Below are 23950 nucleotides of genomic sequence, written 5' to 3'. Positions count from 1 at the left end.
GCTCCTTCGGGAGCCCAGTTACCCTAGAGAGTATGAGAATCTAATGACTATCGAAAACACAAGCTGGAACAAAAGCTTTGGGGGCTGGCACAAGCAATATACCCACCACTCTTCGGTGCTGAACTGTGACATGCGCTTCGCCATTTTTCTCCCGCCGCACATTGCCCAAGGTACTAAAGTGCCGGTGCTGTACTGGTTGTCAGGCTTGACCTGTACCGATGAGAACTTCATGCAAAAAGCCGGCGCTCAGCGCCTAGCGGCGGAGCTCGGCATTGCCATCGTGGCACCGGATACCAGCCCGCGCGGCGAAGGAGTACCGGACGATCCAGAAGGGGCCTACGACTTCGGCCTCGGTGCTGGCTTTTATGTCAATGCCACCCAGGCCCCGTGGAACCGCCATTATCAGATGTACGATTATGTGGTCAACGAGTTGCCAGCCCTGATCGAGGCGCACTTTCCAGTCAGCGATAAACGGGCGATCAGCGGCCATTCTATGGGCGGCCACGGTGCACTGATGATTGCCCTGCGCAACCCATCACGCTACAGCTCGGTCTCCGCTTTCAGCCCGATCAGCAATCCGGTTAATTGCCCGTGGGGCGAAAAAGCCCTGCGTGGTTACCTCGGTGACGATCGCACCAACTGGCTGCAATACGACACCACCGAGTTGCTCAAGCACAACCAGCAACCGGTGCCAGCCCTCGTTGACCAAGGCGATCAGGACAACTTCCTTGACGAGCAACTAAAGCCGGATTCACTCGCTGCCGCCGCCCAGAGCGTCGACTACCCGCTTGAACTCCGGATGCAGGAAGGTTATGACCACAGCTACTATTTCATCGCTAGCTTTATCGATGATCACCTGCGCTTCCATGCCCAGTACCTGCTGTAAACCAGCCTTCGGGCACGGATAAAAAAACCCCGCTTGCGCGGGGTTCGTTTTATCGGACGATTACTGTCTGCAGACTCAATTAAAAACCCAGAGGGATATTGAAAGCAAAGAAAGCAACCAGCACCGACGTCCATACCGTCAGGAAAGCCACCGAGTAAGGTACCATCATGGCAATCACATCACCGAACGACAGCTCTGGCTTGTACTTACGCATGAAGGCCAGGATGACCCCCGCATAGCTCATCATCGGTGTGATGATGTTGGTCGAAGAGTCCGCGACGCGGTAGGCCGCCGTCACAAGATCCGGGGTCATGTTCGGGTTTACTTGGTACAACATCGGCACGAAGATAGGACCAAGCAGCATCCACTTCGACGTCAGGCCACCGACGAACAGGTTGATAACCGCCGTGGTCAGAATAAAGCCGATGATCAACAGAATTGGGAACTGCTGCAGACCAAGTGCGCTCAGGAACGTCGCCCCCAGGTAAGTCACATACGTACCTAGGCCAGAGAAGCCAAGCAGTGCCAGGAAGTTATAGCAGAAGAACGTCAATACCAGGATGTACCCCATGGTGTTCATCTGCGTAACCATCGCCTTCACTACATCCTGCAGTGATTTGAACTTGCCAGTGGCCACACCGAAGAAGATACCAACAACCGCAAACACCATCGCAATCAACAAGATCACATTGTCTAAGTACGGCGTTACCTCGCGTCCGGCCTCATTGGTGTAGGTCGCCAACGGGCCCATTGCCAAACCCACCACTGCAGCCAATGCAATAATAAGGCCTAGACCAGCGGCACGCAGGCCTTTGTTCTCTGAATCCGAAACCTGGAAGTCATTCAGGTTCAGATCTTCCGGCAGTTGGTACGACATTTTCTCAAGGCGCGGAGCAACAAAGCGGCTTGTTACCCAAGCACCTAGACCCGCAAGGATAAAGGTCGAGGTGAAAATGAAGAAGTAGTGCATGGTTGCCGGGTTAATGGCTTCGCCTGCCGCGGTTTCAAATGGGATCCCCTGAGACTCCGCAAAGATCCGTGCGTTGGCACCCAGGATGACGTCAACTGGCGTAGCCGGGATCAAGTTGGCACTGAAACCCGCCGACACACCGGCGAACGCTGCCGCCATACCGATCAATGGGTTCTTGCCCAGCCCCGCGTAAAGCAGACCGGCAAGCGGGATCAGGATCAAGTAGCCGGCATCCGTTGCAATCGAGCTCATGATACCCAGGAAGATCACCAACAGTGGCAGGTAGCGTTCATTGATACGCAGGCCGACTTTCTTAATAACGGCCGACAACAACCCCGAATTTTCGGCAATTCCGACCCCCAGCATCACAATCAGGATCACGCCCAGCACACCACCGCCAAACGATAGCCAGTTTGTCAGCAACGCATTATCAAACATCCAGCGGACGTTTTCCGTCGCCATCATGTTTTTAATGCTGTGGGTGACGGCACCACCATCTGCCCCCGTGATCTCAAACTGCAAGCCGCCGATGACAGCAGTTAGCGCCAGACAGAATACAAACAGCGACATGAAAATGATCACAGGATCAGGGATTTTTTTACCGGCACGCTCAATGAACGCGATGATGCCTTTCTGCGAAGGCGGGCTAGAAATGGTCTCACTCATAATCGTACTTCCTTAATACACCGATTGAGTTTTAATGTTGTGCTTTCAAAGAAAGCTAACAAATCATTTCATTTGAGTAAAACCACTAAATCGGCACCAATTCAAATCAAAAAACCATCATATACACAAAACCCAGAACAAAAACCCGTTCAGCTCAGGTTAAGCAACAACTCAAACCGTACTATTGCATTAGTACAGGATTTAAATTTTGCAAAATTAAATTTCAAACAATACAACAAAATCAGGATTAACAATCACTCGACACTGAATTATTGACACCGACAATACACGCCTACATTTCAACAACATAACATTCCGATAAAGCATGACGGAGGTTACCCTGAAGGCATAAAAAAACCCCGCAGTGCGGGGCTTTGTTTTTTCAGGATACTTCTGAACTTACATGGTGTAAGTGTATGGTGCCTGGATACCTAGTGGGATACCGATTGCCCAGTAAATCAGTAGGAACACTGTCCAGCCAATCAGCATGGCAATTGAGTACGGCATCATCATCGAAGCCAGAGAACCGATACCTGAGCTCTTCACGTAACGCTGCATGTAGACAACAACCAGCGGGAAGAACACCATCATTGGAGAAATGATGTTAGATACAGAGTCACCAACACGGTAAGCCGCCTGAGTCAGCTCAGGAGAAATACCCACAGCCATTAGCATCGGTACCATGATTGGACCGATCAGGGCCCACTTCGCAGATGCTGAGCCAACCAGCAGGTTAACGAAAGCCGTCAGCAGGATCATACCAACGATAGTTACCTGACCCGGTAGGTTCATTGCCTGCAGAAGCTGTGCACCAGAAAGCGCCAGCAGTGTACCTAGGTTTGACTGGGTAAAGGCAACCAGGAACTGCGCGATGAAGAATGCCATTACCATGAAGCTACCCATGCTGCTCATCGTCGCCGACATTGACTTGATCACGTCATCGCTCGCTTTGAAGGTACCGGCGATACGGCCGTATACCACACCCGGGATCACGAACAGGATGAAGATCAGCGGTACGATAGACTGCATGACAGGTGCATTGAACGCCGTGATTTCACCCGTAGGAGAACGCAGTGGCGAAGTCTCAGGGATCAGTGCCAGGAATAGCACCGCGATACCCGCCATCATTGCCCAACCCGCGCGCGAGAAAGCCTTACTTTCAAGCTCGGTGAATGAGCCCATGTCAGGGGCTTCTTCAGCATCTTCATCGATAGGCGTCTGAGACAGGCGCGGCTCGATAACACGGTCAGTGATGTACCAGCCGATCGCAACAATCAGTAGCGAAGACAGACCTGTGAAGAATAGGTTCGAAAGCGGGTTAACAACATATTCAGGGTCAAGGATTTGTGCCGCTTCCTGTGTGAAGCCTGCCAATAGAGGGTCGATACCTGAAGGGATGAAGTTCGCAGCAAAACCACCTGATACACCCGCGAATGCAGCAGCAATACCCGCTAGTGGGTGACGGCCTGCGGCGTGGAAGATGATACCACCTAGTGGGATAACCAGAACGTAGCCCGCATCAGCAGCAGTGTGCGATACGATAGCAACCAGGATCAGCACAGGTGTGATGAATTTAGCTGGTGTAACATTCAGCATCTTCTTAAGGCCAGTGTTGATGAAGCCTGATGCTTCTGCAACACCAACACCCAGCATTGCTACCAGAACAATACCCAGAGGTGCAAAGCCAGTGAAGTTTTTCACCATTGTCGCAAGGAAGTTTGCAAAGGCTTCGCCAGTCAGCAAGTTGTTAACTTCTACTGCTTGGCCAGAAACCGGGTGAATTAAACCAAATTCGAACTGAGAGAAAACTGCAGACAGAACCCATACCAGGATCAGTCCCCAGAAGAAAAGCAAAGCAGGATCCGGGATCTTGTTACCTGTTCGCTCAATAAAGTTAAGAAACTTATTCATCGCGCTCGGCGACTCATTAGGCGTCTTATTGACAGCTTGATTGCTCATGGGAACTCCATGGTCTTAGTGATGTTGTAAATTTGCGGCGTTAGATTGTCGTTGTATCGCCGTCAATCCGTTTTTTCTGCATAAAGAAAAAGCTTGCGGTGAATTGTAATGAAAAGTTCAATTAAATACGCACGATTCACCATACATTCAGAAATATTCACAATAGCATATTGTAATGAAATATTAATGAAAAACATTATACTAACAAGCACATTACAAGCCCGCCCCTAGAGCACAACAATACTTTCATCTATATAAACGATGTCTCTCCCCCATCCTTAGGCAGCCTCACAAACCGTCAATAGCTCCCCCGGCATGACTACAGTTTAGCCAAAAAAAAGAAGCACCCACGGGTGCTTCTTCTTAACCAATCTAGCCGTACTAGGTTTGCCTTTGAGCGGTTATTCCCACTCGATCGTTGCTGGTGGCTTGCCAGATACGTCGTAAACAACACGAGAAATGCCGTCTACCTCGTTGATAATACGGTTGGAAACTTTACCCAGGAAGTCATATGGCAGGTGTGCCCAATGCGCTGTCATAAAGTCGATAGTCTCTACCGCACGCAGTGATACAACCCAGTCATATTTACGGCCATCACCCATTACACCTACAGAGCGAACCGGGAGGAACACCGTGAATGCCTGAGATACCTTGTGGTACAGATCCGCTTTGTGCAGCTCTTCGATGAAGATAGCATCAGCACGACGAAGCAAATCACAGTACTCTTTCTTCACTTCGCCCAGTACACGTACACCTAGGCCTGGACCTGGGAACGGGTGGCGGTAAAGCATGTTGTAAGGCAGGCCAAGCTCAAGGCCAATCTTACGAACTTCATCTTTGAACAGCTCTTTTAGCGGCTCAACCAGACCCATTTCCATGTCGTCAGGCAGACCACCTACGTTGTGGTGAGACTTGATAACGTGCGCCTTACCGGTCTTGGAGGCAGCTGATTCGATCACATCCGGGTAGATAGTCCCCTGTGCCAGCCACTTGGCATTTGATAGCTTCTTCGATTCTTCGTCGAATACATCAACAAACACGTGGCCGATGATCTTACGCTTAGCTTCAGGCTCCGCTTCACCCGCAAGGGCATCAAGGAAACGATCTTCTGCTTTAACATGAACAATGTTCAGACCGAAGTGGTCGCCGAACATTTCCATTACCTGCTCACCTTCATTCAGGCGAAGTAGGCCGTTGTCGACGAACACACACGTTAGTCGGTCGCCGATCGCACGGTGGATAAGCATGGCAACAACTGACGAGTCAACACCGCCAGATAGACCAAGGATCACTTCATCGTCACCCACTTGCTCTTTGATACGGGCAACCGCATCGTCGATGATGTTGGCAGATGTCCATAGCTTCTCACAGCCACAGATGTTCAAAACGAAGTTCTCGATGATACGCATACCCTGGCGAGTGTGCGTCACTTCTGGGTGGAACTGCACGCCGTAGAAGTGCTTCTCTTCGTTGGCCATGGCCGCGTAAGGACAGGTCTCGGTTTCAGCAACCTTCACGAAATCAGACGGGATCTCTACCACTTTGTCACCGTGGCTCATCCATACGTCTAGTAGGGCTTTGCCGTCATCGGCAATCGCATCTTCGATATTCTTGAAGAAATCCGTTGGCTCAACCACTTTCACCTGAGCATAACCAAACTCACGCTCTGTCGAGCCAGCAACTTTACCACCAAGCTGCTCGGCCATTGTCTGCATACCGTAGCAAACACCGAATACAGGCACACCGGCTTCGAACACATACTGCGGCGCGCGAGGTGAACCTTCTTCAGTCACACTTTCCGGGCCACCAGAAAGGATGATGCCGTTAGGGTTGAAATCGCGAATATCCGCTTCATCAACGTCCCAGCTCCATAGCTCACAGTAAACACCAATTTCACGGATACGACGTGCAATAAGCTGGGTGTACTGAGAACCAAAGTCCAGGATCAGGATACGCTGGTCATGAATATTTGTGGTCGTGGTCATTCGAGCTGTCTCAAAAAATAATTGGAAGGTGGGGGCATAAAAACGCCCCCGATCTTATACAAGTTTCGCGTTTAGGCAAACGTTTTCGTCAGGTGCTAGTGCAGCTGATGAAAATTAACCCAAGCGGTAGTTAGGTGCTTCTTTGGTGATGGTCACATCGTGAACGTGTGACTCATTCAAACCGGCACCTGAAATGCGCACAAATTCCGCTTTGGTACGCAGCTCTTCGATAGTCGCCGAGCCCGTTAGGCCCATGCTTGAACGCAGGCCGCCCATTTGCTGGTGAACGATCTCTTTCATGTGGCCTTTGTAAGCGACGCGGCCTTCGATACCTTCCGGTACCAGCTTGTCAGCCGCGTTGTCTGTCTGGAAGTAACGGTCAGAAGAACCTTTAGACATGGCGCCCAGTGAACCCATGCCACGGTATGATTTGTAGGCACGGCCTTGGTACAGCTCAACTTCACCCGGTGCTTCTTCAGTACCAGCAAACATTGAACCAACCATCACACAAGAGGCACCAGCAGCAATCGCTTTACACATGTCGCCAGAGAAACGGATACCGCCATCAGCAATAACTGGAATACCGTACTGATCTGCAACAGCAACTGCATCAGCAATCGCGGTAACCTGAGGAACACCAACACCGGTTACGATACGGGTAGTACAGATAGAGCCAGGGCCGATACCCACTTTCACCGCACTAACGCCTGCTTCGATAAGCGCGCGAGCACCTTCAGCCGTTGCCACGTTACCACCAACGATTGGTAGCTCAGGGAAAGCAGCACGGGTTTCACGGATACGTGCTAGCACGCCTTCAGAATGACCGTGTGATGAGTCGATAAGCAGAACGTCAACGCCTGCTTCAACCAGGGCAGCAACACGCTCTTCGTTACCGGCGCCAGCACCAACCGCAGCACCGACACGCAGACGACCGCGCTCATCTTTACAGGCGTTCGGCTTACGCTCTGCTTTCTGGAAGTCTTTTGCGGTGATCATACCGCGAAGCTGGAAGTCATCGTTAACCAGCAGTACTTTTTCAACGCGGTACTGCTGCATGATAGCTTCAACTTCCTCACGTGATGCGCCTTCTTTGGCCGACGCCAACTTGTCTTTTGGCGTCATCACTTCTTCAACCTTAAGGGAAAGGTCAGTAACAAAACGAACGTCGCGGCCAGTAATAATACCCACAAGCTCGTTGCTGTCAGAAACAACCGGGTAACCGGCAAAGCCGTTTTCGATAGTCAGGCGCTTCACGTCTTCAATCGTGTTGTCAGGCTTCACCGTTACAGGCTCAGACACCACACCGGCTTCGAATTTTTTCACCATGCGAACTTCATTGGCTTGCTGCTCAATGGACATGTTTTTGTGAATGAAACCAATGCCGCCTTCCTGAGCAAGGGCAATTGCCAGGCGACCTTCTGTCACGGTATCCATTGACGCAGACACCATAGGGATGTTCAGCGTAATGTCTTTCGTCAGGCGGGTGCGCAGATCGGCAGTGTTAGGCAGTACAGTAGAATGGGCTGGAACCAGCAGGACATCATCGAAAGTCAAAGCTTCTTGTTTGATTCGTAACATTGCAATATCTCACACCAAGTAAAGGGTTAAAGAAGGATAAAATATTGCGGACGAATTATACGGAGGATGCAATCGATTGGCTAGACTTTTTTTTAATTTTTTTATTGACAATTTTGTCTTGATGTGTAGTATATATCGGTTAAGTATCCGGTGCTGCGGTCAGCATATTGCGACCAAGATCTGTCCATAGATCTGCCCAGGCTCTTTTCACCACATCCTGGCCCCGGTCTACCGCACACCATCAGCCTTCCAATACAGGTATCTTGTCTCGTGACGTTATTTACTCAACAGAACCAGACCAATGACCGTATCTACACTGTTTCCAGCCTCAATGCCCAAGTCCGCTTGATCCTTGAAAACGAGATGGGTGTGGTATGGCTGGTCGGTGAACTATCGAATCTCTCCATGCCCGTTTCCGGCCATTGGTATTTCACCCTCAAGGACTCTCGGGCCCAGGTCAAATGTGCCATGTTCAAAGGCAGCAACCGCCGTGTGACCTTCAAACCCGCCAACGGGACCCAGGTGTTGGTCAAAGCCCGCTTGTCGCTTTACGAACCGCGCGGTGACTACCAGTTGATCATCGAAAGCATGCAGCCAGAAGGCGACGGCCGCCTGCAGCAGCAGTTCGAGCAGCTGAAGATGAACCTGGCGGCCGAGGGCCTGTTTGCCCAGTCACTCAAGCAGCCGCTACCGGAGCAGCCACAGCGAGTCGGGATTATCACATCGAAAACCGGTGCCGCCCTGCACGATATCCTCCATGTCCTGCAGCGACGAGACCCTAGCCTGCCGGTGATCATTTACCCGACCATCGTCCAAGGGGAAGGCGCAGCCATTTCGATAGCCCAGGCCATTGGCCGTGCCAATGCCCGCCGTGAATGCGACGTGCTGATTGTCGGACGCGGTGGCGGCTCGCTGGAAGATCTGTGGGCTTTCAATGAGGAAATCGTAGCAAGGACCATTGCCGCCAGCCAGATCCCGATTGTCAGCGCGGTCGGCCACGAGGTGGATGTCACGATTGCGGATTTCGTCGCCGATGTCCGTGCCCCGACCCCTTCGGCAGCCGCAGAGCTGATCAGCCGTGACATGGGTTTCCAGACTCAGAAGATCAACCAGAAAGTACAGCAGCTCCGGCATGCCATGCGTCATTACCTTTCGGGTAAGCAAGCACAGACAATCAGACTGCAACACCGTCTTGATCGCCAGCACCCGCAGGTACGCCTCAACCAGCAACAGCAGCAGCTGGACGAATTGGCAGGCAAGCTGGAGCTGGCAATGAGACAACGCCTGAGCCGCCACCAGCAGCACATTGATCGCAACAGCTACAAACTGGCACTCAACTCACCGGCACAGATCGTCCAAGCGCAGCAGAACCGGCTCGAGCGCCTCCAGCAGCGATTACAGGACGGGATGGATCGCCGCCTGCTCAATGCCAGCCATAAGCTAGCCATGGCCGCGGAAAAACTGGAGACCGTCAGTCCACTGGCCACCCTAGGCCGTGGTTACTCGATCACCCGCAACCAGAAGGGACAGGTCATTCGCAGTACCGAGCAAGTCAAGCAAGGCGAATGCATCCGAACAACCCTCGCCGACGGCGAGATCCACTCGGTGGTATCCGAACCAGCGCAGTACTAAGTTACCAACACAAAAATGCCGCCCTGTCACATATACTGGGCGGCATTTTCATCTCAGTGGCAAAGGAGTGGCCCCGGGACCGCCTCAAGCCTTATCGAACTGAATTCTAACCCGAGACTTAGACTTCAATTCATTGCAGCTATTGCAAAAATAGCTCGCGGCCCCGCATGCCTGAAGCTTTTCCAGCTCAGCTTCGCAGTCTGGGCAAAAAGCCTTCTTGATAAATGCTGTGCTACAGCTTTCGCAATGGTATTTCCCATCCTGCCACTCAAGCTCAAGGCTACAGTTCGGACAAATATTCTGGCTCATATGCTTACCCTCAATCCAACTGACCCCATCATAATCCAACTTTCCCTGCTGCGCCTCAAGATCCTGCCTCCCATCCGATATCCCATACTAGTTTAGATTGCGCGCCCAGAATGTACTTCGATCTGTTGATCAACGATAAAAGCCACGGTGATCAGCGATCTGCTATCAAAAGAATATTTATCAATACACTTCCCGAAAGCATAAGTTACATATTCTGTTTTTCAATTTTAAACGATATATAAAACTATTGCTTTCCGTCAATATACAGATGATCCAGAATATTTTAAAAACAACAACAAAGGATCACCCGCTTGCCGCGCACATTCGCAAATCGAAAATAACATCCTGATATATATAAAAAAAGCCACCAAAAGGCGGCTTCATTGCGCTGTCATGCCACAGATCAAGCCGGCTGGCTGTGCGTCAGCATCACCAGTTCCTGCTCGCTGGCCACTCGGAACTCGACCCGCAGCATCGCATATTCAGCTAGCGAGCGGACATGGGTGCCACCGCAAGGTATTTCGACCACCTCGCCTTCCTGCAGATCACAGCGCCAATAACGGGAATCGGTAAGTGCCGGCCCTTCGCGGCGCATTTCCACCGCATAACCCGCCTCACACCATTGCGCCAGCTGCTGGTTGATCTGCTCGGTGATGGCAGGCAATGCCGCCAGCATATCGGCCGCATTGAGACCGCGTTTACGCAAGGTTTTTCCGATCCGGTATGTGTCGGTGCTGCAGTCTTGCGTTACCCGGCTTTCAGTCTGCGCATAGCTGTGGAAATCATAATGTCCGAGCTCATCCTTGCGGGAAGCGTCTTTACGCCAATAACCATGGTGCAAGACTTTATTCAACGCCAGCGAGGATAAGTGGCCGCCACTGTGACCCCGGCTCAATGCCAGCTGGTATTGCTCATCGACACTCAAGATCACTTCGCTGCCCGGCTGGCAGTCCAGGCCTTGAGCCAGTTGGTGGACAACCACGAACCCCCATCCCGGCGTATCGCGTTTCACTGGAATGTCTGCGCCAACATATAACTGGCCACTTACCTGCTCTACGGCACCGACATGGCACCCCACTACATCATACGGCTTCCCTTGGTGGATCAATGAGCCGCGATCCGCTGGGTGATCGGGCCAGATATGGCTGACTGGGTGAAAAGGCGTTTGGTCGGTAACCACATAACACCCTTGTTCCGGGTGGTCGGTCATCAATTGAATGCTGGCTTCGCACTGGTAAATACGTTCTGGGAAAAGAACCTGAGTCGCACTGATCACTATGGGGATATCCTTACTGCTCGGAGAAGAATCGATAATAACAAAAATTCTACCTTTCGACTGGTTAAACCGATGACAAACACTCTCAGTCATTACAACTCCGAGTATTCTGATGCTTGGTGTCTAACCTTAAACAAAAAACCCGGCCAAGTGGCCGGGTTTGTCTTATTCGCTATTTCAGCATCAATTAGCTATCACTGTCGCGATCACGGTTTTTCAGTGCCGTTGCCAGACGCTTGCGCTGACGCTCCTGGGAAACCGTCAGCTTCTGCTTCTTGCCCTCGAACGGGTTATCGCTGCTCTGGAACTGGATACGGATCGGTGTCCCCATCATTTCCAGTGACTTACGGTAGTAGTTCATCAGGTAGCGCTTGTACGAACCCGGCAGCTCGTTCACCAGGTTACCGTGGACAACAATAATCGGCGGGTTGTAACCACCGGCGTGGGCATACTTGAGCTTCACGCGACGACCACGGATCATCGGCGGCTGGTGGTCGTCCTGCGCCATCTGCATGATACGGGTCAGCATCGAGGTGCTGATACGCTTGGTCGCCGACTGGTAGGCTTCCTGAACCGATTCGTACAGGTGGCCCACACCAGTGCCGTGCAGTGCCGAGATAAAGTGAATACGGGCGAAATCAACAAAGCCCAGGCGGCGGTCCAACTCGGACTTCACGCGCTCTTTGACTTCATTATCCAGACCGTCCCATTTGTTAACGGCAATCACCAGTGAACGACCCGCATTCAGGGCAAAGCCAAGCAGGCTCAGATCCTGATCCGAGATGTTTTCACGCGCATCGATAACCAGCAGCACCACGTTGGCATCTTCAACAGCCTTCAGGGTCTGGATCACCGAGAACTTCTCAACCGCTTCGTGCATGTTCTTACGGCGGCGGATACCCGCCGTATCAATCAGCACATACTCCTGGCCTTCGCGCTCCATCGGAATATAGATAGAGTCACGGGTCGTACCCGGCATATCGTAGACCACCACACGCTCTTCGCCCAGAATACGGTTAGTCAGGGTCGACTTTCCAACATTCGGACGGCCAATGATCGCCAGCTTGATCGGCTGCTCCTGCAAGCGCTTATATGCTGCTTCCGCATCCGCCTCAGACAGGTTGGCTTTCTCGATATCTTCTACCGATGTGAGATCTTCGATGTGCACTTCGTCACTGTCTTCTTGAGCCGCAGCTTTCAAGTTGTCAGCAAACGGCGCTAGCGCACGTTCCATCAGTGCTGTCACACCACGGTTCTGTGCTGCAGCGATCTGGTACATACCATCCATGCCCAGCTTCCAGAACTCAGCACAGGCACTGTCTGCATCGATACCATCGATCTTGTTCACCACCAGGAAGGTGGGTTTTTCGCGGCTACGCAGGTGCTTAGCAATCGCTTCGTCTGACGATGTCAGTCCAGCACGACCGTCAACAAGGAACAGCACAACGTCCGCCTCTTCGATCGCTGCCAGTGACTGCTCGGCCATTTTGGTTTCGACGCCTTCTTCAGTCCCGTCGATACCGCCGGTATCAATCACAATGAATTCGTGTTCTTCGAGCTCAGCCTTACCGTATTTACGATCCCTTGTTAGGCCAGGAAAGTCAGCTACCAGCGCATCCCTTGTGCGGGTAAGACGGTTGAATAACGTCGATTTACCCACGTTTGGGCGCCCGACAAGGGCAACAACAGGAATCATAAGTACCTCTTACTTTTCATAGTCTTAATGACATATTTTCCATTCATTCTTGCCTCCAGCCAGGCCCAAAGCCCACACCTTCATCCGACAATAATATCGCGAACGGATATAACAACAACGGCCCCTAACTGTGTCCACAGCAGGAGCCGAGAATAATAATGGCGCGTATTATAACGGCAAATTAAGGCATTTGCATTTTGTTAATACGCCCATTGCGGGTGATCACCAGGTAGCCATCACTCATCCGGACCGGCGGTACCGCAATACCACTGCCATCGGTTTCCTGCTGGGCAACAAAATCACCGCTGTAGGGATCAAGCCAATGCAAGTAGCCTTCACTATCACCGACAACAAGGTAACCATTGATAACAGCAGGGGCGCTGAGCAAACGGTACTCGAGTTGGTTGTTCGACCACAGCTCCATGCCGCTTCGGGTATCCACTGCTACAAGATGATCTTTGTCTGTGATCAAATATAGCTGACTACCGTCGATGACAAAGTCAGTGGCCGAGGAATAGTTACGTTTCCAGGCCGCCTGACCGGTACGCAGATCAATCGATACCAAGCTGCCATTGTAACCAAGGGCAAACAGGCGCTCACCGTCAATCACTGGAGACGCATCAACATCAACCAGACGGTCGATTTCGGTCCCGCCCTTCGGCGAGCCGATCGGCTGTTGCCATAGCATCTGGCCATTACCCATCAGGGCACCAGCCAAACGGCCATTGGCCTGTCCCCAGAACACCCCGCCGGAAATTGACACTGGCGAGCTGTCGCCACGCAAAGTCAGCGTCGGCAGTTCACTGCCCAGTTGCCAGCGGCTTTCACCGCTATTGGCATCGAGTGCCTGCAAAATACCGCGGCTAGTATTGACTACGACCAGGCCTTCATCAACCAGCGGCTTAGACAATACCTCGCCTTCCACCGTCTGGCGCCAAGCAACCTCACCGGTGGTTTCGTCGAGCGCGATCACCTCGGCATTTTCCGTTCCGATGAACACCTTGCCGTAGGAGAGAGAAATTCCGCCCGCCAATCTAGCCGGCATATCCTCTTCAAGATCTTGCTGCCAGATTTCCTTACCCGTATCCGGATCCAGTGCTTTGACCAGGCCGTTACGATCAGCCACAAACACTTTACCGTAACCGACTGCCGGACTCAGCTTGGAAAAGAAATGGCCGACGCCATTGCCAACCTTGCTGCTCCATCCCTGCACTGGGGTAAACGTGTTTTCAACCACTGGCAACGGTGCCATCTGGATAGTGTCTTCCTCACTGGCACAACCCGCAAGTAGACCGACAGCCAATGCGATCGACACTGCTTGCTTCAACACCTTCTGCATACGCTCTACCTTACTGTGCCAAGTCGTCTAGCTTAATTTGCAAGGCTGGGGATGAGCCAAGTTGCTGCGCGCTAATATAAGCTTCACGTGCCGCTGCAATCTCACCCTTTTGCAGCAGAACATCACCACGCAGCTCAGCAACCTTGGCCTGCCAGCTATCGGCCGTCACTTTGTCAAGCTCGGACAACGCCTGATCGAAGGCATCCTGCTCGGCATAGATACGCGCCAAACGGGTTTGAGCAATAGGAAGAATTGCCACATCTTTAGTATTGGCAATCGCCCAGCTCAACTGTGCTGCCGCAGCGTCCAAATCACCGTTATCGACCTGAGCCTTCGCCAGCTGAAGCGCGGCCAGTACCGAGTACTGGCTGCTTTCATGGGCCGCAATAAATGCCTGTACATCAGCCATGGCAGACTCACTGCCAGTTGCTAGGCGGTTAACTACCTGGGTATATGCATCGGATGCCTGCTCCTTGGCTGACTGAACTTCCGACTGGTAGTAACGCCAGCCAAACAGACCACCCAAACCAATCACAGTACCGAGAACAACGGCTTTACCGTTTTCTTTCCACCAAGCCTTTATTTGTTCAACTTGTTGTTCTTCTGTGATATTGCCGTCCACTTCCTGTCCTCTCTTAAATCAATTCGGCCAGCTTTGCTGCCACTTCGTCTTGCGCCATCGTGGTTTGTTCACCGCCGCGAAGATCTTTAACTACCACGGTATTCTCAGCGATTTCATTTTCGCCCAGTACCAGTGCAACTGCCGCGCCGACATTATCAGCACGCTTGAATTGTTTCTTGAAGTTACCACCACCGAAATGGCTCATTACCCGCAGACCTGCCACGTCTTCACGTAGTTTCTCAGCCAGCTTCATGCCTGCCATCATAGTGCCTTCACCCGCCGTTACCATGTAAACGTCAACCGGACGGCGTACATCGGTCAGCTCAAGGGTTTCCATCATAAGCACTAGGCGCTCAAGACCCATCGCAAAACCAACCGCAGGGGTCGCCTTACCTCCTAGCTGCTCGACCAGGCCGTCATAACGGCCACCGCCGCATACGGTACCCTGCGCGCCAAGGCTCTCGGTGATCCACTCGAATACAGTACGGTTGTAATAATCCAAACCACGAACAAGACGTTCATTTACTTGATATTCGATACCTGCTGCGTCCAATAGTTCACACAAACCGGCAAAATGTTGTTTTGATTCTTCACCTAGGTAATCAGACAGCTTAGGCGCATCCACCAGCACTTCCTGGATCGCCGCATTTTTGGTATCCAGTACACGCAGCGGATTAGTGTGCATACGACGCTTGCAGTCTTCATCCAAAATGTCGATATGCTGCTCAAGGAAAGCCACCAGGGCCTGGCGGTAGTTGGCACGGTCCTCGATTGAACCGATAGAGTTCAGCTCAAGGCGAACGTGCTTGTCGATACCCAGCTCACGCCACATACGGGCCGTCATCATGATAAGCTCTGCATCAACATCCGGGCCATTCAGGCCGAACACTTCCACACCGAACTGATGGAACTGACGGTAGCGGCCTTTCTGCGGACGCTCATGGCGGAACATCGGGCCCGTGTACCACAGACGCTGTTCTTGGTTGTACAGCAGGCCATTCTGGATGCCCGCACGAACACAGCCTGCCGTCCCTTCCGGGCGCAAAGTCAGGCTATCACCGTTACGGTCATCGAACGTATACATTTCCTTTTCAACAACATCCGTTACTTCACCGATTGCCCGACTAAACAAATGCGTCGACTCGACGATAGGCATACGGACTTCACTGTAGCCGTAAGCGCTTACTACTTGTTTAATGGTCGATTCCACTTTCTGCCAAAGTGGTGATTGGGTTGGAAGGCAGTCGTTCATGCCTCGAATTGCTTGAATTTGTTTCGCCACGTTTATTCTCGTTAACCGATGGGGAATGGAGTTGAATATATAGGTTATAACGCAAAGAGTGAACCGCCCCAACGCGAGTAGGGGCGATTCTTATCAATTTCGTTATTTTTCTTTCACATCAATGCGGTTTGCCGTATCCATCATTGATGCCTTAGCGCGGATTTTAGCTTCCAGCTGCTCGATAACGTTGTCGTTGTCGAAGCGCTCTTTCTGGCGCTGGCCGTCTTCATAAAACGCACTCTTGCGGTTGCCGCCGGCAATACCCAGGTGTGACACTTCTGCTTCACCCGGGCCATTGACCACACAACCAATTACGGAGACATCCATAGGTACGGTGATGTCCTCCAGACGCTGCTCCAGCTCGTTCACGGTGCCAATCACATCAAATTCCTGGCGTGAACAGGTTGGGCAGGCAATAAAGTTAATGCCGCGCGAGCGGATACGCAGTGACTTCAGAATATCAAAGCCGACTTTGATCTCCTCAACCGGATCGGCCGCCAGCGACACCCGCAACGTATCACCAATACCTTCCGCCAGCAGCATACCCAGCCCCACAGCGGATTTCACCGCACCGGCACGCGCACCACCGGCTTCGGTGATCCCCAAGTGCAGCGGTTGCTTGATCTGCTGAGCCAGCTTACGGTAGGAGTCTACCGCCAGGAAGACATCGGATGCCTTAACACTGACCTTGAATTGGTCGAAGTTGAGGCGATCGAGGATATCGACGTGACGCATTGCCGATTCAACCAAGGCGTCCGGCGTTGGTTCACCGTATTTCTGCTGGATATCTTTTTCCAGCGAGCCGCCGTTCACCCCGATACGGATTGGGATGTTCTTGTCGCGAGCACAATCTACCACCGCACGGATACGGTCTTCACGCCCGATGTTGCCCGGGTTAATACGCAAGCAGTCAACGCCGTATTCCGCTACTTTGAGCGCGATACGGTAGTCAAAATGGATATCAGCCACCAGCGGGATGTTCACCTGCTGCTTGATTTGCTTAAACGCCTCGGCCGCGTCCATGGTTGGCACAGAAACACGAACAATATCGGCACCCACATTTTCCAGCGATTTGATCTGCGCAACGGTCGCAGCCACATCTGTGGTGCGAGTATTGGTCATTGACTGCACCGCGATTGGCGCGCCATCACCGATTGGCACATCGCCGACATAGATGCGGGTGGATTGACGGCGTTTAATTGGAGACTCGTTATGCATTACATCTACTCTTTACTGCGGCAGTTTCAATCGCGCCACTTTACCAGCAGGGTACCTGCTCAAATCAACAGGTTCGCCTTTGTAGCTCATGGTTACTACGCTCGGTGCACCCAGCACCACGCGGAAAGGTTCATTGCCGTCCAGCTTAAGGACATCGCCGGCTTTCTTGATCCCAGTATCCAAGCGGCGGCCGTTAGCATCGCGGATATCAATCCAGCAGTCGCCACTAAAGCTCAGCTCAAGATCAGAACTGGCCACCACGGCCTCCTCTTCCGAGGCCACATCAGTCTGCAGCTCGGCAGCCAAACTATCGGCACTGTCAACGTCAGTATCAGCCAGCTCTTGCGACTCGGTAAAGCTGTCTTCGAAACTGGCCTGGGGCTCAGGCGCGATCTCAGGCAGCTGGACAGGTTCAGCTTCAACCACACTCGGGCTCTCTTCTGCACCTAGCTCAGTGACCGTAGTCAAGCTGGTTGGGCTTGCACCGTTACCGGCATTGGCAATCGACTCGTCCAGCGCCTGCACCTGGCCAGACGTGGCCGACAGTTCGGTCTCGGGCGTCATCTGCAGGCTCTGCCACCACCACATCCCGGTCAGGCCGATGAACAAGGCGCCCAGCACCCAGGTCAGTCGCATAATACGGTTATCGTGCGCTTCACGCTTGGTACGGCGTGAAAAGCTCTGCATTTCCTGCTCTTGGGGTTGGGCGTGACCGTGCTGGTCAAGTTTAGCCAAGACCTCAGCCTCGTTAAGGCCGACAAATTTGGCATAAGAGCGCACATAGCCACGGGTAAACGTGGCTGACTGCGCTTCTTCGAAATGGTTATCTTCGATATCGCTGACCACCGAGAGGCGAAGCCTCAATCGGCTGGCAACATCCTTCTGTGAATAGCCTAGCTTCTCTCGAGCCTGACGCAGCATATCCCCTGGAAGAATGATTTCTTCGGTTGATCGTTCTTCGTTCTGTTCAGTATTCATTGGCTAGATAATTTTGATATTGCTGAGATTCCGGGTACTGAGCTTTGAGAATGCCAGCATACTTATCCGCTTGGCTATCATAGCCAGCCCGCTGCTCGAGCTGGATCAACAGCCATAGGCTGTCAGCTTTGTACCCATATCTCTTGTTAAATGTAAACAGCCTGACGCGGGCTTCTTTGAAGTTCTGCGCCTCAATATCCAACTTCGACAACTGCAGCATTGATTTTGCCCTGTAGGGCTCATAAGCCAGCGCCTTTTCAAAATACCCTCGAGCCTGAGGCTGATTGCCCTGCTCAAGACTACACAAGGCAGCATTTTCATAGCTGGCCGAAGTCAGATAGTAATACGGTTGCTTGATGGCACGCTCAAACTCATCGATCGCCTCATCATAGCGCCCCTGACTACACAAGAATACACCATAGTTGTTTCTAACATCGCCATTTTTTGGCGAATATTGCAGTGCTTGGCGATAGATGGCTTCCGCTGACTCTGGCTCACCCACCCGCTGGTAGTAATAGGCCATGGCATTTAGCGCCCGGTAATAACGCGGCGCATACTGCAGGGCCAGCTCAAAGTTATCGCGTGCCCGCTGCCATTGCCCTGTTTCCAAATACCCCAGCCCAAGCGTCAATCTGGCTTCTGCAGCCTCGGTCTTATTCACGCTCTGGGGGGCATTGCCAGTTTCATCGACCGTAACACAACCGGCCATAAAACTACACAATATTAGGTACATCGTCCACCGTACCATTTCATTCCCACCTTAATATCCATATTAATGCGCAACCCGAGCAAGCATTCTACCAGCTCGGGTTCGGTAATCGTCTATTAGACTGATTTTACCGGGATTTGTTCACCGTTTTGAGCCTTGGCTTGTGTGCGTTTCGTGCGGTCAATCACATCGCCCACCAATTGTCCGCAGGCTGCATCGATATCATCGCCGCGGGTCTTACGGACCGTGACGGTAAAGTCGTACTCCATCAGGGTTTTCATGAAGCGATCGATACGCGAGTTACTCGGCTTGTTGTACGGCGAGCCCGGGTAAGGGTTAAATGGGATCAGGTTTACTTTAGCCGGGGTATCTTTCAGCGTTTCGGCCAACTGGCGGGCATGCTCCATCCCGTCATTGACATGATCGAGCAGGATATATTCCACGGTCACTCGACCACGGTTTGCATTCGATGACGCAATGTATCGACGCACCGAGGCTAGGAAGTCATCAATATTCCAACGGTCGTTGATTGGCATGATTTCAGAGCGCAGCTCATCGGTTGGCGCGTGCAGTGAAATTGCCAGTGCCACATCGATATTGCCGGTCATCTGATCCAGGCCAGACACAACACCTGATGTTGATACTGTTACGCGGCGCTTGGACAGGCCAAAGCCAAGGTCATCAAGCATGATTTCAAGCGCAGGGATCAGGTTCTTCATATTGAGCAGCGGTTCACCCATGCCCATCATTACCACGTTGGTAATTGGGCGACGGCCGGTTTCCTTCTCGACACCAATCTCCTTGGCTGCACGCCAAACCTGGCCGATGATCTCCGACACACGCAGGTTACGGTTGAAGCCCTGCTGGGCTGTTGAGCAGAACTTACATTCCAACGCACAACCAACCTGAGACGACACACACAGGGTTGCACGGTCATCTTCCGGAATGTAAACCGTTTCCACATCCTGATCGCCGACCTTCATAGCCCACTTGATGGTACCGTCGCTAGAATGCTGGGCTGCCGATACATACGGTGCACGAATTTCAGCCACCAGCTTGAGTTTTTCACGCAATTTCTTGTTGATGTTCGTCATCTGATCGAAATCATCACAACCGAAATGATAAATCCACTTCATAATCTGATCAGCGCGGAAGGCTTTTTCGCCCAACTCCTCGGCAAAATACTTACGCAGCCCCTTGCGATCAAAATCCAGCAGATTCGTTTTAACAGTTGTCATCGGTTGTTGCCTCTTTAAATTACGTGACGTTATCTGTGCCTTGGGCATACCGACATACGGTATACGACAGGACCTTTGACTACCAAACGACCAGCAAGAGGCTTTCATCCACCTGCTTGTTTATCAGTTTGGTTTTATACCCGGGTAAGTTCAAGGTACCTATTTATGAGAGGATTACCTGAAGCCAGCTGGGTATAAGGCGCGAAATTGTACAGGCTTTGGCGGTGAGATTCCACTTGTTCACAGGTGCGGTTACTACTGCCAAGTAAATAAAAACGGGAAGCACATGGCTTCCCGTTTCATTTTCACCGATTAAATAGCTAGGCAGGCTTAGTCGCGAGGGCAGATCTCGTCGTCTGCAAAGAAATAAGCGATCTCGCGCGCCGCAGATTCAGGGCTGTCGGCACCGTGCACCGAGTTGTGGCGCAGGCTCAGTGCATAGTCGGCACGCAGGGTACCGCAGGCTGCTTCTTCAGGGTTGGTTTTGCCCATCAACTCACGGTAACGCACAACAGCATTTTCGCCTTCCAGTACCTGCACCATCACAGGGCCAGAGGTCATGAAAGCAACCAGATCATCAAAAAACGGCTTGCCTTCATGCTCGGCATAAAAGCCCTTGGCCTTGTTGGCATCCATACGGATCATCTTGGCAGCCACCACTCTAAGCCCCGCTTTTTCAATACGGTTATAAATGGCACCAATCAAATTACGCTTAACGGCGTCTGGCTTCACGATTGAGAATGTTCTTTCAATTGTCATTATTATTGTCCCTCAGGCTTAAATCTTCTAAAGCAACATGGCTGCAATGTTGGCAACCCCTGCTCCCGTAGCCCCTGCCGCCCAGCGGGCATCGGCACTGTCACGGAAACAAGCTGCCAAATCAAAATGGATCCAACCGCAATTGTCGGTATCAACAAAGCGCGACAGGAAGGCGGCGGCATTGGATGCACCGCCCATACCGCCACCTTTCATGACCCGGCTATTGGCCGTATCAGCATAGTACGACGGGCAATTGGCCTGGTGCCAGGTTTCCAGCGGCAACGGCCAGGCTGGCTCGTTAACCAAGTCGGAAAGCTGCTGGGCCTTGAACACCAACTCCTTATCCAAGCCAAACAGTGCATTGTAGTCAGTACCCACCGCCATCATGGCAGCGCCGGTCAGGGTCGCCGCGTCGATGATCAGGGGGGCCTTGGTTTCGCTAGCCGCAATCAAGCCATCAGCCAATACCAAACGACCTTCAGCATCGGTATTCACGATTTCTACTGTCTGACCATTCTTGTACGTTAGCACATCACCAAGCTTATAGGCGTTGCCGGCAATCAGGTTTTCGGCACAACACAGGATCAACTTCACACGTTGACGCAAACCTTGCTCGATAGCGTACCCCAATGCGGCGGTGACGGTGGCTGCACCGCCCATATCGCACTTCATGGTGACCATGCCGGCACTTGGCTTGATACTGTAGCCGCCGGAGTCGAAGGTGATCCCCTTGCCGACCAAACACGCCGACACGGGCGCATCCGCATCACCCGTCGGATTGAAGTCCACGGTGAGCATCACCGGCGGCCTGCTGCTAGCGCGGCCAACACTGTGGGTCCCTACCCAGCCTTGCTCGGCCAAGGCGTCGCCGACCAGGATATGATGGGAGAGGGCATCCCCGGCGATCGCCGACAGGAATGACACCGCTTCATCGGCAAGTTTCTGCGGATACATTTCTTCCGGCGTGGCATTAACGACCTTGCGAACCCAGTCGGCACTGCGGCGGCGGGCATTGAGCAGCTCAAGCTCGTCCTCGTCAATCGAGGCCCAGCGCAGCTCTACCTCTACCTTTGGCGTCGCGAAGCCACAGTAGAACGCCCACTGGCGCTCATAGCTCCAGCCTTCGCCAGTCAGGCTGGCTCGGGTGATCCCCTGCGACTGCAACTGGCGGGCAGCCTGCTGGATGCGGCGCAAGGGATGGTCACCGGCAAAATGGATCACGGCACCGTCGGCTTCATAGGCCACCAACGCCTTGTCGCCCCATACTCCCGAGTATTGGGCCGACGAGAGTGAAATCTTTAACATACTTTCTTCCTGAAAAACACTGCCGCCCTTGGGCGGCAGCAATCGGTTATTTTTTGTTTTAGTCTTGTTCGTGATCACACAGGATGTTGGCCAGGGTGCGGACCCCCATGCCTGTTGCCCCAGCCGCCCACTTGTCGTTAGCCGACTTGCGATATGTACCGCTGGCATCGATGTGCATCCAGCCATTCTGGTAATCTTCGACAAAATAAGACAGGAAGGCGGCGGCGGTACTGGCACCTGGCATAAAGTCACCCTGCGAGATATTGCTTAGATCCGCAAAATTCGATGGCATCATGGCGCGGTGATGATCCGCCAACGGCAGCGGCCACAGCCCTTCATTTTCATCGCTTGCCGCCATCAGCGCTTTTTGGGCCAGGCCATGGTCAAAGCTAAACAGCGCGTGATAATCATTGCCCAGCGCATTCTTCGCCGCCCCCGTCAGGGTCGCACAGTCGATGATTAGCTCTGGATTCTGGCTGCTGGCGTAAATCAAGCCATCCGCCAGTACCAAGCGCCCCTCTGCATCGGTATTCAGCACTTCAACGGTTGTGCCGTTCTTGTAAGTGATAATATCACCCAGCTTGAACGCACGGCCCGAAACCATGTTTTCGGCACAGCACAGGATCAACTTGATACGCTTGTTGGTGCCACGGGCAATCGCCAGTGCCAGCGCCCCTGTTGCCAGTGCCGAGCCGCCCATATCGGCTTTCATCGCCGTCATACCCGCTGACGGCTTGATGCTGTAGCCGCCAGAGTCGAAGGTGATGCCCTTGCCAACCAGGCAAGTGTGTACCGGAGCCTCGGCGTTGCCCGTCGGGTTGTAGTCAAGACGCAGCATTGCCGGTGAACGCTCTGAGCCACGACCGACAGTGTGGATACCGTTCCAGCCTTCATCCAGCAGATCGTTGCCCTTGATAATTTTGTAGCTCACATGCTCTGGCGCCAACGACTTGATGAACTCGCCAGCACGCGAGGCTAGCTGCGAAGGACGTACCACTTCCGCCGACTGGTTGATAATCTCGCGCACCCAGTTGGTCGCCATCAGGCGGGCCTGAAGCTCGGCTTCATCCGTTTCAGACAGACCGCTCCAGCTGACCGCGTTACCCGGCTTGGCGTTGCGATGTCCCTGAATAAATGCCCAAATACACTCCAGATCCCAACCGTCACCGGCCAACTCGACGTTCTTGATACCTTGTGCATCCAGTTTGCGGCCAGCGCGCTGCAAAGACGCCAGCACATTGTCTTCTGTCAGGTGTACTACCGCACCGTCAGCTTCAAAGGTTACCAGGGCGTTTTTGCCCCACTTTTCGTCAGCTGCTTCCGCAGTCAGTAGTACACGCATATTGGCAGACATGAAATACTCCTTGGATTGTTGTTACCCCGCCAGCTCCGACGCGGTAACGGGATGTGATAGGACGTGTCTAACGCCTGAATACATACTCTCGCACTCATTTGAACAACAAATGAATGACAATAATGTTACCCGCGATAACAGATGTTATTGGGGCTCATTTCTGTATTACAAGGGGTTTCACAGCGATTT

19 protein-coding genes are annotated in these 23950 nt (G+C 52.6%); 2 read left to right on the top strand and 17 right to left on the bottom strand.

Annotated features, from left to right (window positions below):
• Window positions 1-43 precede the first annotated feature (43 nt).
• Entirely contained in the window at window positions 44-886 is an 843-nt protein-coding gene (gene fghA / locus C9J03_RS15745) for an S-formylglutathione hydrolase (RefSeq protein WP_044624083.1), read from the top strand.
• A gap of 79 nt (window positions 887-965) precedes the next feature.
• Here the strand turns inward: fghA and C9J03_RS15740 are convergent, their stop codons facing one another.
• From C9J03_RS15740 to guaB, 4 genes are all read right to left on the bottom strand, one after another.
• Complete coding sequence (locus C9J03_RS15740; RefSeq protein WP_039459750.1) at window positions 966-2522, bottom strand: AbgT family transporter; 1557 nt, start codon at window positions 2520-2522, stop codon at window positions 966-968.
• Window positions 2523-2921: 399 nt separating this feature from the next.
• Window positions 2922-4481 carry an AbgT family transporter gene (locus tag C9J03_RS15735; RefSeq protein WP_039459752.1) on the bottom strand — a complete coding sequence of 520 codons (1560 nt, stop codon included), beginning with the start codon at window positions 4479-4481 and terminating at the stop codon, window positions 2922-2924.
• Window positions 4482-4882: 401 nt separating this feature from the next.
• Entirely contained in the window at window positions 4883-6466 is a 1584-nt protein-coding gene (gene guaA, locus C9J03_RS15730; protein ID WP_039459754.1) for a glutamine-hydrolyzing GMP synthase, read from the bottom strand.
• A 114-nt stretch (window positions 6467-6580) separates the two neighbouring features.
• Window positions 6581-8044, bottom strand: coding sequence for an IMP dehydrogenase (gene guaB / locus C9J03_RS15725; RefSeq protein WP_039459756.1), 1464 nt, complete (start codon window positions 8042-8044; stop codon window positions 6581-6583).
• Between the two features lie 270 nt (window positions 8045-8314).
• On the opposite strand from guaB, the gene xseA reads away from it, so the two are divergent.
• Window positions 8315-9676 carry an exodeoxyribonuclease VII large subunit gene (gene xseA / locus C9J03_RS15720; protein ID WP_044624084.1) on the top strand — a complete coding sequence of 454 codons (1362 nt, stop codon included), beginning with the start codon at window positions 8315-8317 and terminating at the stop codon, window positions 9674-9676.
• Between the two features lie 84 nt (window positions 9677-9760).
• Here the strand turns inward: xseA and C9J03_RS15715 are convergent, their stop codons facing one another.
• The 13 genes from C9J03_RS15715 to pepB (C9J03_RS15655) form a co-directional block, all read right to left on the bottom strand.
• Window positions 9761-9985: a zinc ribbon domain-containing protein gene (locus C9J03_RS15715; RefSeq protein WP_082060708.1), complete on the bottom strand. Its 225-nt coding sequence runs from the start codon at window positions 9983-9985 to the stop codon at window positions 9761-9763.
• A 403-nt stretch (window positions 9986-10388) separates the two neighbouring features.
• On the bottom strand, window positions 10389-11264 hold the full coding sequence (locus tag C9J03_RS15710; RefSeq protein ID WP_107291728.1) for an alanyl-tRNA editing protein: 876 nt from the start codon (window positions 11262-11264) through the stop codon (window positions 10389-10391).
• 184 nt (window positions 11265-11448) lie between these two features.
• Complete coding sequence (gene der / locus C9J03_RS15705; RefSeq protein ID WP_044624087.1) at window positions 11449-12957, bottom strand: ribosome biogenesis GTPase Der; 1509 nt, start codon at window positions 12955-12957, stop codon at window positions 11449-11451.
• 181 nt (window positions 12958-13138) lie between these two features.
• Window positions 13139-14296 carry an outer membrane protein assembly factor BamB gene (gene bamB, locus C9J03_RS15700; protein WP_044624088.1) on the bottom strand — a complete coding sequence of 386 codons (1158 nt, stop codon included), beginning with the start codon at window positions 14294-14296 and terminating at the stop codon, window positions 13139-13141.
• Between the two features lie 10 nt (window positions 14297-14306).
• Window positions 14307-14918 (bottom strand): YfgM family protein, encoded by a 612-nt coding sequence (locus C9J03_RS15695; protein ID WP_044624089.1) that lies wholly within the window; start codon window positions 14916-14918, stop codon window positions 14307-14309.
• Between the two features lie 13 nt (window positions 14919-14931).
• Window positions 14932-16200, bottom strand: coding sequence for a histidine--tRNA ligase (hisS, locus tag C9J03_RS15690; RefSeq protein ID WP_039457932.1), 1269 nt, complete (start codon window positions 16198-16200; stop codon window positions 14932-14934).
• Window positions 16201-16302: 102 nt separating this feature from the next.
• A complete protein-coding gene (gene ispG, locus C9J03_RS15685) occupies window positions 16303-17418 on the bottom strand; it encodes a flavodoxin-dependent (E)-4-hydroxy-3-methylbut-2-enyl-diphosphate synthase (protein WP_039457928.1) in 1116 nt (371 codons plus the stop codon).
• Window positions 17419-17430: 12 nt separating this feature from the next.
• Window positions 17431-18396, bottom strand: coding sequence for a cytoskeleton protein RodZ (rodZ, locus tag C9J03_RS15680; RefSeq protein ID WP_044624090.1), 966 nt, complete (start codon window positions 18394-18396; stop codon window positions 17431-17433).
• A complete protein-coding gene (gene pilW / locus C9J03_RS15675; RefSeq protein WP_044624091.1) occupies window positions 18386-19144 on the bottom strand; it encodes a type IV pilus biogenesis/stability protein PilW in 759 nt (252 codons plus the stop codon). The genes rodZ and pilW overlap by 11 nt, the downstream gene beginning before the upstream one ends.
• A gap of 77 nt (window positions 19145-19221) precedes the next feature.
• Window positions 19222-20343, bottom strand: coding sequence for a dual-specificity RNA methyltransferase RlmN (rlmN, locus tag C9J03_RS15670; RefSeq protein ID WP_044624092.1), 1122 nt, complete (start codon window positions 20341-20343; stop codon window positions 19222-19224).
• Window positions 20344-20673: 330 nt separating this feature from the next.
• Window positions 20674-21102 (bottom strand): nucleoside-diphosphate kinase, encoded by a 429-nt coding sequence (gene ndk, locus C9J03_RS15665; RefSeq protein WP_044624093.1) that lies wholly within the window; start codon window positions 21100-21102, stop codon window positions 20674-20676.
• A 27-nt stretch (window positions 21103-21129) separates the two neighbouring features.
• Window positions 21130-22407, bottom strand: coding sequence for an aminopeptidase PepB (gene pepB, locus C9J03_RS15660; RefSeq protein WP_044624094.1), 1278 nt, complete (start codon window positions 22405-22407; stop codon window positions 21130-21132).
• Window positions 22408-22465: 58 nt separating this feature from the next.
• Window positions 22466-23761, bottom strand: a complete 1296-nt coding sequence (gene pepB, locus C9J03_RS15655) for an aminopeptidase PepB (RefSeq protein WP_044624095.1) — start codon at window positions 23759-23761, stop codon at window positions 22466-22468.
• Between the last annotated feature and the right edge of the window lie 189 nt (window positions 23762-23950).

Source organism: Photobacterium gaetbulicola (assembly GCF_003025515.1).
Classification (GTDB): Bacteria; Pseudomonadota; Gammaproteobacteria; order Enterobacterales; family Vibrionaceae; genus Photobacterium; species Photobacterium gaetbulicola.
Note: the sequence above shows the minus strand (reverse complement) of the source record. Positions and strands in the feature narration are given on the sequence as shown.

Excerpts from the sequence above, each read along its gene's own strand:
- fghA (WP_044624083.1), top strand. The coding sequence starts at position 44 with ATGACTATCGAAAACACAAGCTGGAACAAAAGCTTTGGGGGCTGGCAC.
- C9J03_RS15740 (WP_039459750.1), bottom strand. The coding sequence starts at position 2,522 with ATGAGTGAGACCATTTCTAGCCCGCCTTCGCAGAAAGGCATCATCGCG.
- C9J03_RS15735 (WP_039459752.1), bottom strand. The coding sequence starts at position 4,481 with ATGAGCAATCAAGCTGTCAATAAGACGCCTAATGAGTCGCCGAGCGCG.
- guaA (WP_039459754.1), bottom strand. The coding sequence starts at position 6,466 with ATGACCACGACCACAAATATTCATGACCAGCGTATCCTGATCCTGGAC.
- guaB (WP_039459756.1), bottom strand. The coding sequence starts at position 8,044 with ATGTTACGAATCAAACAAGAAGCTTTGACTTTCGATGATGTCCTGCTG.
- C9J03_RS15715 (WP_082060708.1), bottom strand. The coding sequence starts at position 9,985 with ATGAGCCAGAATATTTGTCCGAACTGTAGCCTTGAGCTTGAGTGGCAG.
- der (WP_044624087.1), bottom strand. The coding sequence starts at position 12,957 with ATGATTCCTGTTGTTGCCCTTGTCGGGCGCCCAAACGTGGGTAAATCG.
- bamB (WP_044624088.1), bottom strand. The coding sequence starts at position 14,296 with ATGCAGAAGGTGTTGAAGCAAGCAGTGTCGATCGCATTGGCTGTCGGT.
- ispG (WP_039457928.1), bottom strand. The coding sequence starts at position 17,418 with ATGCATAACGAGTCTCCAATTAAACGCCGTCAATCCACCCGCATCTAT.
- rodZ (WP_044624090.1), bottom strand. The coding sequence starts at position 18,396 with ATGAATACTGAACAGAACGAAGAACGATCAACCGAAGAAATCATTCTT.
- pilW (WP_044624091.1), bottom strand. The coding sequence starts at position 19,144 with ATGGTACGGTGGACGATGTACCTAATATTGTGTAGTTTTATGGCCGGT.
- rlmN (WP_044624092.1), bottom strand. The coding sequence starts at position 20,343 with ATGACAACTGTTAAAACGAATCTGCTGGATTTTGATCGCAAGGGGCTG.
- ndk (WP_044624093.1), bottom strand. The coding sequence starts at position 21,102 with ATGACAATTGAAAGAACATTCTCAATCGTGAAGCCAGACGCCGTTAAG.
- pepB (WP_044624094.1), bottom strand. The coding sequence starts at position 22,407 with ATGTTAAAGATTTCACTCTCGTCGGCCCAATACTCGGGAGTATGGGGC.
- pepB (WP_044624095.1), bottom strand. The coding sequence starts at position 23,761 with ATGTCTGCCAATATGCGTGTACTACTGACTGCGGAAGCAGCTGACGAA.